Genomic DNA, 15,729 nt, shown 5'->3' on the forward strand with positions numbered 1-15,729 from the left:
TCGCTCAAGTCGACCGGCCGTTTTGCCGAGACCAATTCCCATGGGGAATCGGATAAGGCAAGTCAGGCGGGCATGGCCAGACGAACTCGGAAGCGTATCGGCCGAGTACGCCCTCTTGCTGGCCGGGATTGCGGCGGCGATCTTCGCGATCGTCATCGCTCTCGGCGGCCGAATCGAGGCCCTCTACACGATCTGACCGACTACACGAGCTGAACTGGCTGCCGGCTAGTCGCCCGACGGGCTGACCGAGCGCACGACCATTCCGTACTCCTCGTCGGCCATCATCAGCTCGACGTCGACGTAGTACTCGGTCGGATAGCCCATTCGGTCGTCGAATGTGGCGGTGACCCGAGCGGCTCCCGAGTCGAACGCCGACTCGATCTCTTCGAACATGTCGTCGATGCTCATCGACCAGCCATCAAAACCCGGAGGGTTGTTGGTGCCCGACACCACCGTCGAGGTTGCCTCGCCGCCGACCACCTTGGTCACCAGCTCGTCGATCGGGCAGAAACACACCGGCGAGTGATCGATGGAATAGTCGACCAGGCCCGACTCGCTCCACGCGGCGCGAGCTGCGTCCAGCCGCTCACGGAACTCGCCCAGCGAGTCGAACGCAACCAGTTCGGTGCCGTCGCCTCCGTCGGCTGCCATCGCTTCGGTGTCGAGGAAGACCCTGATGGGTCGCCCGGTCTGTTCCTCATAGGTGACATCTATGGCCACGCCGCTGTCGATGGCGGCCTGAATCGAGTCGAAGTACTGCTCGACGGTTCTGACGTCGCGGTCGACCTTCATGCCCTGATACTCGACACCGACCACGCGACCGTTTCGCACCCGCACCGTGTTGGCATCCGACACCTCGGGGCCGCACTCACAGCTGGTCGTGAACTCGTAGTCATAGTCGGCGATGCCCGCCTGAGCCCACCGCTGTCGGGCCTGGTCCAGCGCCGATGCCTCTGGACCGTCGGGTGTGCCGGTGTCGCCGCCGCCCTGGGTGGTCGTCACCTCTGTGGTCGACGTGGCTCCACCATCACCAGTGACGACCTCGTCGGGGCTGTCCGAGCAAGCTGTGAGTCCGCTGAAAACCAGCGCTGCTCCGATGGCGGCTGCGGCGAGTCGATTGTTGTTCATGTGAGGTGTGACGAAGCGGGTCGACAGCGCAGTTCCCTGCGGTTCGGATTTTCAGCGATTTCGTGTGAGCCAATCGACCGGAGCGAAGTCGTCGGTCAGCACGTCGGCGTCGCCGATGTAGGACTCGACGTCGCCGAGCAGGCGGCCGTGCTGCGGATCGATGACGATCTCGCCTATGGGGGCGTGAGACGCGACCAGTATCTGGTTGACGGGCCAGTCGGGAACACCGTCGGCCGGCACGATTATCGCAACGTGTTCGAACACGTCGGCCAGGGTGGCCAGCTCGGCTCGTGCGAAGTCGCTGGAACCGCCGTCGATGACGTTCATCGCGTAAATGCCATCGGTGTCGAGGGCCCTGGCGATGTCGGAGACGAATTCCCGGGTTGTCAGGTGCCACGGCACCGACACGCTGGCGAAGGCATCACCTATTACGACGTCGTAGGCCGCGGTCTCGAGCTCGTCGGCTGCCAGCCTGGCGTCGCCGACACGCACCTCGAGCGAATCAGACGTGACCAAGCCCAGTTCGTCGCGGGCGACGTCGACCAGGTAGGGGTCGATCTCGAGAACCAGGCTGTGCGAGCCAGGCCTGACCGCCTCGATGTAGCGCGGCATGGTGAATCCGCCACCGCCGATGTGCAACGCCCTCACCGGACCGGGCGGAGCCGTCGCAACAACATCGGCCAACAGGTTGGTGTAGCGAAACTCGAGCCAGGTCGGGTCGCTCAAGTCGACGGCGGCGTGCCGCAGATCGTCGAGGACCAGAAATCGCAACGAGGGACGATCGACGTCTTCGACCACGGCGCCACAAAAATAGGCCGACTCGAACTGGCAAGGAGAAGGCGCCAGCGACGCCGCTGCCAACGTCACCAGCCCCACGGCGGCCATGGTGGCATCGGGTCGGCTTCGCCCGCCGAGCCGCGCCCCGACGACCAGACCCAAAACCACCAGGAATGCGCCCAGCCCGACGATGACCGGCCGCGTCGGAGCAGCCGAGACCAGCACGAAACCTGTGAAGAACGATCCGAACAGCGCGCCGACCGTGCCGGCCGCAGATAGCCCGCCGACCACCTCGCCGGTGTGGCCGAGGTCGGTCAAACGCAACTTCGCGACCATGGGAGAAACTGCGCTCAGCACGGCCGCCGGAGCAAAGAAGGCCAGCGCTGAAAATGCGACGATGGCAACCGGGCCGGTGCCGAACGACCGCCCGATCGCCGAGACGACGGGCAACGACACCCAGACCAGAATGCCGCCCAGGGCGATGGCGGTGCCGATCAGCTTCTCGGGTGCACGGGTGTCGGCAAGACGGCCCCCCACGCTGTTGCCCAGGGCTATGCCGGCCAGGATCGTTCCGATGATGCCCGTGAAGGTCTCGAGCGACACCCCGATGTATGGCGCCAGCAGGCGTCCGGCGAGGATCTCGACCACCAGCACGGCGGCCGAGGTCACGAAGACGAGGGCCCTGGCGCTGCGACTGGTCACGGCCGGTGAATCTATCGCCATGCGCCCCGAGTCGCTCGGAACAACGGGTGTTCTCGGCGTGTCCAACCCTTTGGTCGGGTCTAACCCTATGCTGGAGATCTAGAGTGTGACACTCGATTGCAGCTCGACCCCACCAGCGGCGTCGGTGACCCCCGGGAACGGATAGTGCGCTCGGAGGTCTTCAACCGGCCCGGGACGCCCGAAGTACCAACCCTGGCCGAAATCGACCCCGGCATCTCTGAGGGCAATGGCGTCTTCGAGGGTCTCGATGCCCTCGGCCACCACACCTGCACCCAGGCCCCTGGCGAAGTCGACCAAAGACTTCGTCAAGGTCGCCAGGACCGGATCGGTAGCGGCTCCGGCCACGATGCTGCGATCGAGCTTGATGATGTCTGGCGACGTCACCACGATGTGGCGCAACGACGAGAAGCCCGCACCCACGTCGTCGATGGCCAGCTTCATCCCGGCCGACCGCAGCGGGGCCAAAGCGGCGGCCAGGGCCTCGTAGTCATCGACGGGATCGTGCTCGCTCAGCTCGATGACCACGCGTTCTGCCGGCAACTCCTCGAACAACTGCCTACACAGTGGGTCCAGCGCGGTGTCGGGCGAAACGTTCATCGCCACGTAACCCTTTGCGGTTCGAAGGTGGTCGGCGGCGCGCCTCAACGCCAGAAGCTCCAACTCTATGCCTCGCTGAATGAACCTCGACTCGCCGAAGACCTGATCTGGTGGCCTCCCCCACTCCTCGGGGAACCTACTCAGGGCCTCCGAGCCGACCCTGGTGCCGTCGGCCAGCCTCACGATGGGCTGCAGCACCACCCTGGGACCCCCACCAGCGATGATCGGCTCGATCCGGCTGCGAATCTCGTCGTCTCGACGACGCTCGTTGACCTCGGGCTCGATGATGGTCGCCGTAGCGCTCGCCAGGACCCGCATCAACGACTCGTCGCGCTTCGACAGACCCTTGTCGGAGGTGAACCCCGCGGCGCAGAACGTTCCATAGACCGTTCCGTCGCTCAAGGTGACCGGAACCGATACGAAGCTGCGAATACGCGGAAACCGGGCAGCGGGTAGGCGCTTGGCCTCGGGCAGCTTCGCGACGTTGGGTATGACGTGGGGCAGCTTGCCATCGAGGATGGCCTGACAGAACGAGGTTGCCTGAGGCATCGTCTGGCCGTCCTTGAACATCGGGAAAGACGACTCGACGACCTCCAGATGTTGTGTCTGGCCGTCGAGGCGGCTGAAGAAGGTCAGGCTGAGCCCCAGAGACGACTTCGCCGTGCGCAACAGCTCGGCCACCTGCATCTCGGGTTCGCTTCGCTGGCGGGGCATCTTCACCTATCGGCACAACACCCTCCTGGACTGAACGTCCGCGACGAATCGGATGGGTTTGGGCCGCGCCCATACAATGTCGCCGTGCAGCTGCGTGCCCTCGGACCCGTCTCGACTGTGGACGCAAACGGCAAGGTCACGTCGCTGCGCGGTCAACAAGCCGAGGTCCTGGCACTGCTGATGGCCCACCACCCTCAAGCGGTCAGGGCCGATCTGCTCGCCGAAGCGCTCTGGGGAGACGAAGCTCCGGCGTCGGCTTCGACAGGTCTGAGGGTGGTTGTGGCCCGCCTTCGCGACCGCTTCGACGACCCCGACATCGAAGTCGTACACGACGGCGATGGGTACAGGCTGCAGGCCCCGACACACAGCCTCGACACCGCACAGTTCGCCGACCTGCTCGACCAGGCTCAGGCCAGAGCGCAGGCCGCCGACCACACCGAGGCAGCCGCCTTGCTGGGCCAGGCCCTCGACCTGTGGCGAGGGCGAGCCTTCCAGCAGTGCGAAAACAACGCTTGGCTCGCCAGCCCCGTCGCAGTGCTGGAGCAGCAGCGCCTGGACGCACAAGAGCAACTGATCGAGACCCTGGCCGCGGCAGGCGAACACGACAAGGCGGCCGCTCTGGCCAGTAGCGCCGTCACCGACGAGCCGTTCAGGGAGCGACGCTGGGAGTTGCTGTTGCTGTCGCTGTACGCCTCGGGGCGCCATGCCGAAGCGCTGCGGGCTGTACAGCGCGCCCGCCGCTTGTTCGGCGAGGAGCTCGGTTTGGAGCTGAGCCCGAGGTTGGTCGACCTGGAAGCCAGGATTCTGGCCCACGACGAGAGCCTGTTGTCCAACCCCAGGTCGCACTCCCCCGCCGTTGCGGACGGCAACTCGTCGACCGATTCGTCGCCGCCGCAGCCCGCTTCGCTGGTGCGCCGGCGCGACAAGGCGCCTTCGCCGTCGTCGAGGTTCTTCGGGCGAGAAGACGACCTCGCCGAGCTGGCAGATCTGGTGGCTGCGAACGGCCTCGTCACCGTGGTGGGTCCTGGCGGTGCCGGCAAGACCCGCCTCGTGGCTCGCTTCGCAAACTCGGTCGGCGACCTGGACCTGGTGTGGGTCGACCTGGTCGAGCCCCGCATATGCCGGACGGTCGCCCAGTGCCTCGCCGAGCAGATCGGAGTTCGCCCCGTCGGTGATGCGACAGAGCTGTTGTCGTCGTTGGTCGACGAACTGTCCCAGCGACCCACGTTGCTCGTCATCGACAACTGCGAGGACGATGTCGCCCAGGTGGCCGCGCTGGGCGAAGCTCTGCTGCGTCAAACCCCTGGGCTGCGGGTTGTGGCCACCAGCCGCGTCGGTTTGGCCAGCGAGAGCGAAGCCAGGCTCGAGCTGGCCGGCCTCGACGACGAGTCGGCTCGCCGACTGTTGGTCGATCGGGCGTTCGGCTCGAGACCGGCGCCACAGGTAGACACGGCCGACCTGCCCCGGCTGATCGACTCGCTCGACGGCCTGCCGTTGGCGCTCGAGCTGGTCGCGGCCCAGCTACGTGTGCTTCCGGTCGACGAGCTGGCGGCTTTGGTGCAAACCTCGCTGGACACCCTGGAAGCGCCCAACCGAACCGACGTACGGCATCGGCGGCTCGCCGACACCATCGATGGCTCGCTGGCGAATCTCGATGCCGACACCACATCGCTGCTGGAACAACTGGCCGTGCTGAACGGTCGCTTCACCCTGGCCGACGCGGCCACGGGTGCAGGCCCAACCGCAGACCGAATGTCTGTGGCATCCCAGCTGCAGGTGTTGGTAGACAGCTCGCTGGTCGAGCGCGAGGTCGGCCGCCTCCCTGCATTTCGGCTGCTGTCGACGGTTCGAACCCGTGCCCGTGAGCGCCTCGACCATCGTGGCGAACTCGACAATGCACGCGACGGGCACGCCACAGCGTTCGCCGCGCTGGTGTCCGAACTCGAACCCGACCTTCGCGGCGCCGGCGAGGAGCTGGCAGTGCAGCGGCTGAACGAAGCCGCAGACCACACCCGAGCGGCGTTCGAGCACCACGTGTCGCGGGGCAATACCTCCGCGGCCGCCGACATGGCCATAGGCATACACGACTGGTCGATTCTGCGGCTGGTGTGGGACAACTTCTCATGGGCCGAACGGGTTCTGGGCATGGCCGGCGCCGACGAACTCGACCAACTGGAAGAACTCCAAGCGTGCGCGGCCCTGGGTGCCTGGGCCGGTCAGCGTTTCACCGATGGCGAACGGCTGGCGGCAGCGTCGCTGCAGACCTCCAAACACCGGGGATCGCAGCCGCGGTTCAGGGCGCTGAGCGCCCAATTCAACCTGGCATCGCAGCAGGGTCGCTTCGCCGAGGCGGGCCAGCTCCAGGCAACCCTGATGGGGCGTCCACGGTTCAGGTCCGTACCCCACGAGGGGGTCCTGACGCTGGGCAACCTCGCCCTCGGATTCGTGCATGCGGGCATGACATCGGACGCGCTGAGGGCCGCTCTCGAATGCCAGCCTCTGGCCGCGTCCAGCGGCAACGCGTCGTTGCTGGCGTGGGCCCATTACACGCTGGGCGAGGCCCAGTCGGCCGACGACCCGGCCGAGGCGGCACGCTCGTTCGCCGAGAGCGTGCGACTGTCGCTGACCGTCGACAACCGATGGTCGCAGGGGATGGCCATGTCGTCTTCGATCAGCAGCCTGCGGAGGTTGGGTCGTCTCGACGAGGCAGCCGTCACCACCATCGAGGTGTTGGAACACTGGTACCGAACCAGGTTCGCATCGAACCTTCGCCACGCGATGTTGCAGGCAACCCTGGTTTTGCTGGAAACCGGACGGCGCGACGCAGCTCGGCGAGCTCTCGGGGCGGTCACCTCCGCTCGCAGCACCCACCCGCTGTCGCCGGCTGACGCCATGGCCATGGACCAGTGCCGCGAGGCCTTGGGCGACCTGCCCGTCGGCGTCTCGCTGGACCGACGCTTGCTCGACGAGACCGTCGAAGCGCTCAGCAGCCGGTAGGCCACAGGTCGGTGTTGACGACCCCGACGCCTACCTGGCGCTCGATTACGGGCCGCCCGCCCTGTTCGACCGTGCGGCGAAAGGGCAGCCCGGCGCCGATGGCGAAGAACGGCTTCAGCCAGTAGTCGCCGGCGGCTTCCAGGGCCCTGCGCATCGCCGGCTGCAGCAATCGAGACGCGAACCCACTTCGCATCGCCCAGGTCATGGCAGCGGCACGACGGCGGCCTCGACCCTCGCCCAAGAGGAGGTAGCGGTTGACCTCGGGGGCCCCGACAGCCTCCACCATTCCCAGCGGCAGCCAGTCCATCCAGCGAGGGAATCCCTCCCCGATGCCATCCAGCAGGGCCTCGGTCAGACGCACGCCGTCCAGCGACACGGCATGGTTGCGGTGCCGGATCATCGCCATCAGGGCACACGCCTCAGCGTAGGTGTAGGCGCGACGACGACCGTCTAGTTCGACGGTGACGACCTCGTAGGGCAGCCCGAGCAGGTGGGCGATGCCGCACCAGAAACGGGTATAGGCGTCGCGCTGGCCGTCGGTGAACGACACCCCCAGTCGTTCGAACATAGAGAACGGACCGACAACGAACGTCAGCATCGTGCCCAGCAGGTCTTCCTGGTTCACGGGAACGCCCATCGTGCTGGTGTCCCACCCACCGGCGATGAGCTGTTCGGTGACCACGGCGTGCATTCCGCGGACACCGATGGTCGAGTCGAGGGCCACTCCCCCGACCTCGAACGATCCGGGGGCGGCGCCTTGGGGTGGCGTCAAGACGTCCAGCAGGAACCGGGCCGTCTCGCCGGCACGTCTGAACGGATCGACAGCGAAATCGCTCACCGACCCCAGCACCCTCACACCCCGGGCTGCCGAGTAGGCATCGGGTAGCGACCCGAACAGCAGACCCATGAACATCGACGTGTCGTTGTCGCAGAACACTTGGCGGGCCGTGGCGACGGTGTCGGCGTCGAGCAGACCGCCGGGTTGTGTGATGGCGTCTCGGCGTTCGATCACGTCACCCATCAAGGCGAAGAACGACGCGGTCACATCATCGGCCGCGAGCCCCCGGCCCACCTTCCACACCGCACTCAACGGGAAGTCGGCGAACAGCGGCTGGGCCTGGTTGGTCGGACGCGACCGAAGCAGTTCCAGTGTCTCACTGTCGATCGGGCTCGAGTCCGGAGCCGGCGGCGGGTCTGGCAGCGCGTCGACCCGTCGGTCACGAGCCTCCAAGTACCGGTCGATATCGCCGGACAGCTGCGGTCTGGCCACCCTGCCATCACCGTCGAACCACGCGGGGTTGCGCTGCACGGCCGCCATCATCGGGATGATCCACGCCATGCGTTGATCCCAGTCGGCCCAGCAGCGGCACCCCTGGCCATCCAGCGCAGTGCGCAGCCCCAGTACGTCGGCCAGATCCGAGGGTAGGTCGATGCTGTGGGCGTCGCGGCTGACCCTCTGTCCGACCCGCACGCTTCCCCACGGCACCTCGAAGGTCACCAACCTCTGGGTGGCAAACGCGATCCAGCGGCCCTCCAGCGCAAGCCGCCGGGCGCCGGGCCGGTGATTGTGCCATTCGTACTTGGTCTCCAGCAGCCGCCAGGCGGTGGTGATCTGGCGCACCCACGTGCGAAAACCCAGGCTGATCGAGCTGTCGAGTTGGCGTTGTTCGTGGGCGGCGATCAGCACGTTTCCGCGCAGTATCAGGCGCGACTTCTGGTCGCGATCGGTGCACCCGATGGCCTGGAAATAGCTGCGCAACCCCTCGACCATGAAGTCGTTGTCGGTGCGGCGGGTCGGATCGATCACCATCGCCGCCACCTCGGACGGGTTCTGCGCGTCGCGAGCCGTGGCCGGTGTGCCAGGAGGCCAGGGTGCAACGCGGCGCAGCAAGTCTTCGCAGCGGCCCCACGCAAGCTCCATTTCGGTCGGGTCGGCCCCGTCCTGATGAGCGGCTCCGACCGTGTCGAGGAAGGCCACCTGGGCCCTAGCGACCTCACTGAAGATGTGGCGATTGCCGAAGGCGAACGGGCGCGAAACCATCCGGCGAATGAACGGAACCGGCACCGAGAGATATCCGGCGATGGCGGCAGAGGCCCATTGGCCGATGGCACAAAACGACGCATCTTCGCAGCCGAGCACGGTGGCCATGGCATCGGCGATGTCGCCGTAGGCAACGGTTATCAGCTGGTTCCTGGCGCGGGCGTCCATGGGGGTGAACGCAACCGCCTCCATCCGCTCCCAGGTGACATCGCGTGAGCTGAGGTCGGGCCGGAAATCGAGCATCACCAACTAGGTACCAGGTCGAGATTGGGCGCCGGACCCGCCGGCGGCCTTGGGCAGGGTCAACTCGAACCGGTTTCCCGGGTCTACGACGCGGATCGAACCACCGTGGCGCGAAGCGATGTCGGCCACGATGGCCAGCCCCAGGCCGGTGCCCCCGCTTTGGCGCTGGCGCGACTCGTCGAGCCTGGTGAAGCGTTCGAAGATGCGTTCACGGTCTTCGAGCGGTACTCCGGATCCGTCGTCGGTGACGGCCAGAACAACGCGGTCGCCCCTCTCGGCGAGGTCGAACACGACCGCCGACTCGGCATGTCGCGCGGCGTTGTCGGCCAGATTGCGCACCGCGCGCCTCAGCTCGCCCGCGACCCCAGCGACCCGCTGTGGCGTGACGGCACCAATGCTCACATCGACGGACGAATGGGCCGCGAGCGTCTGGGCCTCGTCGAACAAGATGTCGTCGAGGTCGACCTGGTCGACCGCGGACGTGCGCTCGCCCGAGATGTTGAGGAACAGCAGGTCGTCGACCAGGCTGCCGAGCCTGTCGGCTTCGGCGGCGATGCGCGCCCTGGTGACGTCCCAATCGGTTGCGGAGGCGGTCTCGGCCAGCACCCGGATGTTTGCGGTGGGGCTCTTCAGCTCGTGACTGGCATCGGACGCGAAGCGACGCTGGGCGAGATCGTGTTCGGACAGTCGATCGAGCATGTCGTTCATGGTGTGCGCAAGGCGATCTATCTCGTCGCCAGAGCCGCTTGTCGGAACCCTGATGTCGAGTTCGCGGCCCGAAACCGCCTGGGCCTGCAGCCTGATCCGCTCGACAGGGCGCAGCGCCCGACCCACCGCAGCCCATACCGCAACAGCAACCAGCAGGGTCAAGATCGGAACACCGATGACCAGCGCCGTCTCGGCCGTGGAGACGGTCGACTCGACATGCGACAGCTCCTGGCCCACGAACACCAGGATCGAGCCGTCTAGCGATGCACCCGAGGCCATGCGCACGGTCTCATTCTCGATCTCGTGCTCGTCGCGGCCACCGTCTTCCAGCAGCGCCACCTCGACCGTTTCGACTTGTCCGGGCGCCAGGTCTGGTATCTCGGCGAGGCGGTGACCCGAAGACGACAATGTCGAACCATCGGGCCTGCCGATCCACCCGATCGTGTCGTGAAGCCCAGCGTTCAGAAGGGTTGAAGGGTCGCTGCCCGAGTCGATCAGCGAGAGCCTGTCGGAGACCTGCCCGGCCAGCGACGCGTCGAGCTGCGACACAAGCTCGCTTCGGAGCGACCCGACCAGATAGAACGAACCGACGATCAGCGCTGCAGCCACCACCACCGTCGAGCCGAGGGTTATCTCGAAGCGAAGCGATCGGCGAGGCCTGGGCAGCTTCAAGACCCACCGCCTGCGACCAGGCGATAGCCGGCGCCGCGAACGGTCTGCAGGCTCTTGCGGTCGAACGGTGCATCGATCTTCTTGCGCAGCGAGCTGACGTACACCTCGACGATGTTGGTGTCGCCCTCGAAGTTGAGGTCCCACACCGCGTCGAGTATCTCGGTCTTGGAGATCACCTCGCCCGGCCGCCGCATCAGGTGCTCGAGGATCGCGAACTCGCGGGCTGTCAGCTCGACGGGTCTCGAGTTTCTGGTAACGGTGTGGGCGGCCGGATCGAGTTCGAGGTCGCCCACGGTCAACACCGTCGGCCGCTCCGACATCTTGCGCCTGACCAGCGCCCGCAGGCGAGCCAGCAACACGACGAAGCTGAACGGCTTGGTGACATAGTCGTCGGCGCCCGTGTCGAGCCCCTCGGCTTCGTCGAACTCGCCTTGTTTGGCGGTCAGCATCATCACCGGCGTCCAGTCGCCCTCGTCTCGAAGGGTTCGGCACACCACATAGCCGTTCATCTTCGGCAACATGATGTCGAGGATGATCGCGTCGTAGGTGTTCTCGCGAGCCATCCACAGCCCCGATTCGCCGTCGGTCGCGACATCTACGGCCATGGCCTCGGCTTCGAGGCCCTTGCGGATCGAGTCGGCCATGGCCAGCTCGTCCTCGACAACGAGAACCCTCATCGGCCTCGCCCCGGGGCCAGCACTCGATAGGTGGTCAAGAACACGGTAACGATGATGGCAGCTACGGAGACGCCCACGTACACGGGGTTCGATGCATCGGTGCCGGCCGTGAACCCGTGCACCACTCCGGCTCCGAATACGCCGAAGCTCAGCATGTGGATGGCGCGCCACAACTTACGGGGCAGTTTTCGCATCATCATCGAAGACGCCTGCACCGCCACCAGCAGGTACATCGCAACGATTCCCCATGCCACAGGGCCGGGCTGCCACGAGCTGGCCATGGGCACGAAGATGTCGGTGAGCCCGAACGAAACGTAGTTGTCGAGCATCAGGGCGATCACGTGAACAGCGGTGAATACCACTGACAGCGCCCCCAAGAACTTGTGAAGATCCAATAGCCACGCCGGGCGGGGCTTGTCGCCGGCAGCGCGCGTGGTGAGCAACAGGCCCCAGATCACCGACGCTGCCGCCAGGGCAAGTGCGACGATGCCACCAGAGCGGGCGACGAACCACCACAGCTGCTCGTGGACGGTTATCTCTGCGACCATCGGAACTCGTGTGAGTGCAGACATCATCGCAGCACTCCTTGCCGGGCCGAGGGGCCCGCATGGGCCGAGGGGCCTTCGATCTCGTACTCGGCGAAGTCGCCATAGGTCCTGATCGTGCCGGCCATATTTGCCAGCAATGCTGCGACCCCGTCTGGTGGGTCGATCAACAGGTCGCGTCCCACCAGCGAAGTGGCGACGGCTTCGGCCCACCATCCGGCTCCGGTGATGACGGTCGCCAACACGACCTCGCCAGTTGGGTTCTGTCCGGTCGCCGGGTCGACGATGTGGTGCACCTCGGCCGCGCCCTGCGTCCACCGCCGCTTGCGCGATGTCGACGTGGCCACCGCCCCCTGGACCAGCCCAACCGTCGTGGGCCGGTGCAAACCGGCGGCCGGCTCGGTGATGGTTATCGTCCAGACCTCGCCGTCGGGAGGTGCGCCGGCAACGACCAGGTCACCGCCGAGGTTCACCATCGCGCCGTCGGCACCAGACTCGACCAGCTCCGCCACGATCAGATCGGCCGCGAGGCCCTTTCCGATGCCACCCGGATCGAACGATGTGCCGGCCGGTATACACACGCTGAGCCGTGCAGCGTCGGTGCGAGCCCGTGTTGTCGGGTGCAGATATGTGTGCGCGCCGGACTCGGACGGGTCTTCGATGGGGGCGGCCCCGGCGATGAGGTCGAACGACCGGTCATAACCCAGGTTCAGCACCGCGCGCCCCACCAGGGCGTCGAATACCCCTTGGGTGGCGAGCGTGGCGACGTCGGCGGTGCCCACCAGCCTCATGGTCTCGGGGCTCACGCCAACCCACTCGCCGGCGTTGCGGTTGAGCTCGGATACCTCGCTGGAAGCATCGAAGCGGCTCCACAGCCGTTCGAGGTGATCGATCCGGTCGATCGCGTGCACGACCAACCGCTGTGCCTCGGTTTGGTTGGGGGCAACGACCACAACATGTGCGTCGGTGCCCATGGCCCTGAAACGGGCCTCGCCGAATGGCCTCACAGTTCGCGGCGCCATCTCAGCTGCCGCCGCTGTTCGTTGCCACCGTCGTCTGCTGCTGGGCGGGTTGGGCGGGCACCGCTCTGGGAACCCGGATGACGGTGGGCTCGCTGCTGACCGCCGACGTCTGACCGTTCTGGCCTGTTGCCGCCGGAACCCGCACCACCACTATCTGCTGGGGCTGGATCGGGGCTGCGGTGGCGGGCTGATCGGCAGGACCGGTCTGGGCCGGGTTGGCAGCGGCCAGACCGGCCACCATGCCCAGGCCCGCTCCTACGCTGAGAGCGGCCACGAACCACTTGGATGCGGCGGCGGGTTTGCGCCGCTTGCAAGCCGCCTGCGGAATGCGCTCAGTCATCGTGTTCCTCGTATTCGCCATGTTCGTGCTCTTCGTGGTCGTCGTCGTGATCGTCGTCGTAGCGCTGTGCCGGTGCCGTCGTGGGCGCCGGCGCAGCCACATCGACGTATTCGATGACGACCGGCCCATCGGCGGGCACCGTCGAGGTGGTGGCCGGAGCGTCGAGGTAGACGATCTCGGGCGCCACCTGGCTGGCCGCCGGAACAGAGTCGCTCGGGCTGTTGTTGCCAGAGACCGCGGTCATCGTGACCGCTCCGACCCCCACGGCCGAGGCCAGTCCAAATGCGGCGATCGCCGCTGCGGTTCGTGCATCCATCGATCTGTCTCCTCGTGTGTCCCCGGTCTCGTTGACCGGACGCTCACAACGATGACGATCGGCTCCTTAAAGAACCCTGAGCATTCCTGAAGACGGCTTCAGGATCCGCAGGATCATTTGTCTCGGCCCAGGGCATAGGCCGAGCCCACCCCGGCCGCGAACCCGAACACGTGGCTCTCCCACGACACGCCAGGGCTGGGCAAGAATCCCCACACCAGTCCCCCGTAAAGCAACCCGGCGAGTATCGCTGTGGCCACCTCGCGCAGGCGTCTGGCGAACAAGGCCGCAGCCAGCAGATAACCAAGCAGCCCAAACACCAGGCCCGAGGCTCCGATGTGATTGCCAGAGCGGGCCAGCACCCATGTCAGCAGGCCGCCCGCCGAGATCACCGCGGCCACCACCATCCAGCCGCGGCGTCGGCCGTGGACGAACGTCAGCACCCCCAACACAGCCAAGGGCATCGAGTTGCCGATCAGGTGAGCCCAGCCGCCGTGCAGGAACGGAGCCCACAGAACGCCGTCGAGTCCGTCGATGCGCCGCGGATGGATGCCCTCTCGCTCGAGGCGCTCGTCCAGCGCAAAGGTGTCGAGCACCTCGACGACCCACATCGCCGCCAGCATCAGCCCCACCACCAGCAGGGCATAACCGAGGCGCTCGCCGAACCGCCGGCCCCCGCTTTGCGGGGGCGGTGGGCCAGAACTGTTGGTCGGTCGTGACAACGCCACCCGAGCACGATAAACCGAAGATCATGGAAGAGACGGTTGTCGACCTTTTCGCAACGTCCGCCAGCACGCTTCACCTCGTCGACAACGATGGTCCAGTCGAGCTGACCGGCAAGGAGTTGGCGGCTTCGGGCTCTGCGTTTGGGTGGTGGCTACGCCAGAACGGCGTGGGGCGAGGCGATCGGGTCGCGGTGTGGTCCGACAACGGCCGCGCCTACCTCGAAGCCCTGGCCGGTTGTGCCGATGCGGGGCTGACTCTGGTCAATGTGAACACCCGCTATGGCCCAGCAGAGGTTGCCGACCTGATGCGGCGAAGTGGTTGCCGCGCCCTGATAAGCGATCGTCTGGACGACCTCGACACCCAGTCTCTCGGTTTGGCCGCCACGGTCGACGCCAACCTGGCGCTGCCCCAGGCGGCCCCGGTGGGCCGATCGGATGCCTCGCCGGTTGCCCCGTTCGTCGTGTTCACCACCAGCGGCACAACGAGCAAGCCGAAGATGGTGCTGCACCAACAGCGCTCGATCTCGGCCCACGCGTACGACGTGGCCGGCAGTATGGGCCTACGCCGAAACGACACGGTGTTGCTGGCCATGCCGCTTTGTGGCACGTTCGGCCTAACGACGCTGACCTGCGCTCTGGCGGCCGGATGCGACATCGTGGTGCCGCGACGGTTCGACGTGGACGGTTTCGCGCGGCTCATCGCCGACCACCACGTCACCGTCACCTTCGGCAGCGACGACATGTTCCATCGCCTGATCGAAGCCGACGCCGACCTGACGGGCATTCGCCTCGGTGGCTACGCCGCCTTCAACAGCAGCCTCGACGACATCGTGCAACGAGCCGAAGAACGTGGGGCCCGGCTGGTGGGCTTGTATGGCATGAGCGAGGTCCAGGCGCTGTTTGCCGCACGCAACCCCGACGACGCTGCCGAGGCGCGGGCGAGGGCGGGCGGGCGGCTCGTGTCGCGCTCGGCCGATTGCCGTGTGATCGACGGCGAGCTTCAGCTTCACGCACCCAGGCTGTTCACCGGATACCTGGCCGAGGGTGGCGCGAAGATCGACATCGCGTTGACCGAGGCTTCGTTCGACCGTGGTTGGTTCTGCACCGGGGACCTGGCCGAGATGGAGGCTGCAGACTCGTTCCACTATCAGGCGCGCATGGGCGACTCGTTGCGCCTGGGCGGTTTCCTGGTGGCCCCGGCCGAGATCGAGGCGGCCTTGAACGAACTCGACGACATCGAAGCCAGCCAGGTGGTCGCTGTCGACCGGCCCAGCGGAGCCAGACCGGTTGCTTTCGTCATCGCCAGACAGGGTGCAGACACCGCCCAACTCGAGCGCAAGGCCATCGACCACTGCAACTCGCGGCTGGCGCGATACAAGGTGCCTGTGCGGGTCGTGGCCATCGAGGAGTTCCCCACCACACCCAGCGCAAACGGCACCAAGATCCAGAAAGTGAAGCTTCGTAGGGTGGCCGCGAGTCTCTTGGAGACCGAGCAGGCAGAATGACG

Annotated in this window: 14 protein-coding genes; 3 read left to right on the forward strand and 11 right to left on the reverse strand. The window is 66.4% G+C overall.

Annotated elements, in window-relative coordinates; all coding sequences use genetic code 11:
- Nucleotides 1-40: 40 nt before the first annotated feature.
- Nucleotides 41-196, forward strand: a complete 156-nt coding sequence (locus R2770_06950; protein MEZ5280193.1) for a hypothetical protein — start codon at nucleotides 41-43, stop codon at nucleotides 194-196.
- A 29-nt stretch (nucleotides 197-225) separates the two neighbouring features.
- Here the strand turns inward: R2770_06950 and R2770_06955 are convergent, their stop codons facing one another.
- The 3 genes from R2770_06955 to R2770_06965 all read right to left on the reverse strand — a co-directional run bounded on the left by R2770_06955 (nucleotide 226) and on the right by R2770_06965 (nucleotide 3,939).
- The gene (locus R2770_06955) at nucleotides 226-1,128 is read right to left on the reverse strand and encodes a DUF6174 domain-containing protein (protein MEZ5280194.1); all 903 of its coding nucleotides are present in this window, start codon (nucleotides 1,126-1,128) and stop codon (nucleotides 226-228) included.
- A gap of 51 nt (nucleotides 1,129-1,179) precedes the next feature.
- Nucleotides 1,180-2,607 carry a fused MFS/spermidine synthase gene (locus tag R2770_06960; GenBank protein MEZ5280195.1) on the reverse strand — a complete coding sequence of 476 codons (1,428 nt, stop codon included), beginning with the start codon at nucleotides 2,605-2,607 and terminating at the stop codon, nucleotides 1,180-1,182.
- A gap of 99 nt (nucleotides 2,608-2,706) precedes the next feature.
- A complete protein-coding gene (locus R2770_06965) occupies nucleotides 2,707-3,939 on the reverse strand; it encodes an EAL domain-containing protein (protein ID MEZ5280196.1) in 1,233 nt (410 codons plus the stop codon).
- 84 nt (nucleotides 3,940-4,023) lie between these two features.
- Here R2770_06965 and R2770_06970 point away from each other — a divergent pair, with 84 nt between their 5' ends.
- A complete protein-coding gene (locus R2770_06970; protein MEZ5280197.1) occupies nucleotides 4,024-6,936 on the forward strand; it encodes a BTAD domain-containing putative transcriptional regulator in 2,913 nt (970 codons plus the stop codon).
- Here R2770_06970 and R2770_06975 read toward each other — a convergent pair.
- The 8 genes from R2770_06975 to R2770_07010 all read right to left on the reverse strand — a co-directional run bounded on the left by R2770_06975 (nucleotide 6,923) and on the right by R2770_07010 (nucleotide 14,225).
- On the reverse strand, nucleotides 6,923-9,220 hold the full coding sequence (locus R2770_06975) for an oxygenase MpaB family protein (protein ID MEZ5280198.1): 2,298 nt from the start codon (nucleotides 9,218-9,220) through the stop codon (nucleotides 6,923-6,925). The two genes, R2770_06970 and R2770_06975, sit on opposite strands and share 14 nt — an antisense overlap.
- Nucleotides 9,221-9,226: 6 nt before the next feature.
- A complete protein-coding gene (locus R2770_06980; protein MEZ5280199.1) occupies nucleotides 9,227-10,600 on the reverse strand; it encodes an ATP-binding protein in 1,374 nt (457 codons plus the stop codon).
- Nucleotides 10,597-11,277 carry a response regulator transcription factor gene (locus tag R2770_06985; GenBank protein MEZ5280200.1) on the reverse strand — a complete coding sequence of 227 codons (681 nt, stop codon included), beginning with the start codon at nucleotides 11,275-11,277 and terminating at the stop codon, nucleotides 10,597-10,599. Before R2770_06985 ends, R2770_06980 begins: the two co-directional genes overlap by 4 nt.
- Entirely contained in the window at nucleotides 11,274-11,852 is a 579-nt protein-coding gene (locus R2770_06990; GenBank protein ID MEZ5280201.1) for a ferric reductase-like transmembrane domain-containing protein, read from the reverse strand. Before R2770_06990 ends, R2770_06985 begins: the two co-directional genes overlap by 4 nt.
- The gene (locus R2770_06995) at nucleotides 11,849-12,844 is read right to left on the reverse strand and encodes an FAD:protein FMN transferase (GenBank protein MEZ5280202.1); all 996 of its coding nucleotides are present in this window, start codon (nucleotides 12,842-12,844) and stop codon (nucleotides 11,849-11,851) included. The genes R2770_06990 and R2770_06995 overlap by 4 nt, the downstream gene beginning before the upstream one ends.
- Nucleotide 12,845: 1 nt before the next feature.
- Complete coding sequence (locus R2770_07000; GenBank protein ID MEZ5280203.1) at nucleotides 12,846-13,184, reverse strand: hypothetical protein; 339 nt, start codon at nucleotides 13,182-13,184, stop codon at nucleotides 12,846-12,848.
- A complete protein-coding gene (locus R2770_07005) occupies nucleotides 13,177-13,500 on the reverse strand; it encodes a hypothetical protein (GenBank protein MEZ5280204.1) in 324 nt (107 codons plus the stop codon). The genes R2770_07000 and R2770_07005 overlap by 8 nt, the downstream gene beginning before the upstream one ends.
- Before the next feature lie 113 nt (nucleotides 13,501-13,613).
- On the reverse strand, nucleotides 13,614-14,225 hold the full coding sequence (locus R2770_07010; protein ID MEZ5280205.1) for a rhomboid family intramembrane serine protease: 612 nt from the start codon (nucleotides 14,223-14,225) through the stop codon (nucleotides 13,614-13,616).
- Between the two features lie 23 nt (nucleotides 14,226-14,248).
- Here R2770_07010 and R2770_07015 point away from each other — a divergent pair, with 23 nt between their 5' ends.
- On the forward strand, nucleotides 14,249-15,727 hold the full coding sequence (locus tag R2770_07015) for an AMP-binding protein (GenBank protein MEZ5280206.1): 1,479 nt from the start codon (nucleotides 14,249-14,251) through the stop codon (nucleotides 15,725-15,727).
- Nucleotides 15,728-15,729: the final 2 nt, after the last annotated feature.

This window comes from Acidimicrobiales bacterium (assembly GCA_041394185.1).
Lineage (GTDB): Bacteria > Actinomycetota > Acidimicrobiia > Acidimicrobiales > Poriferisodalaceae > JAAETH01.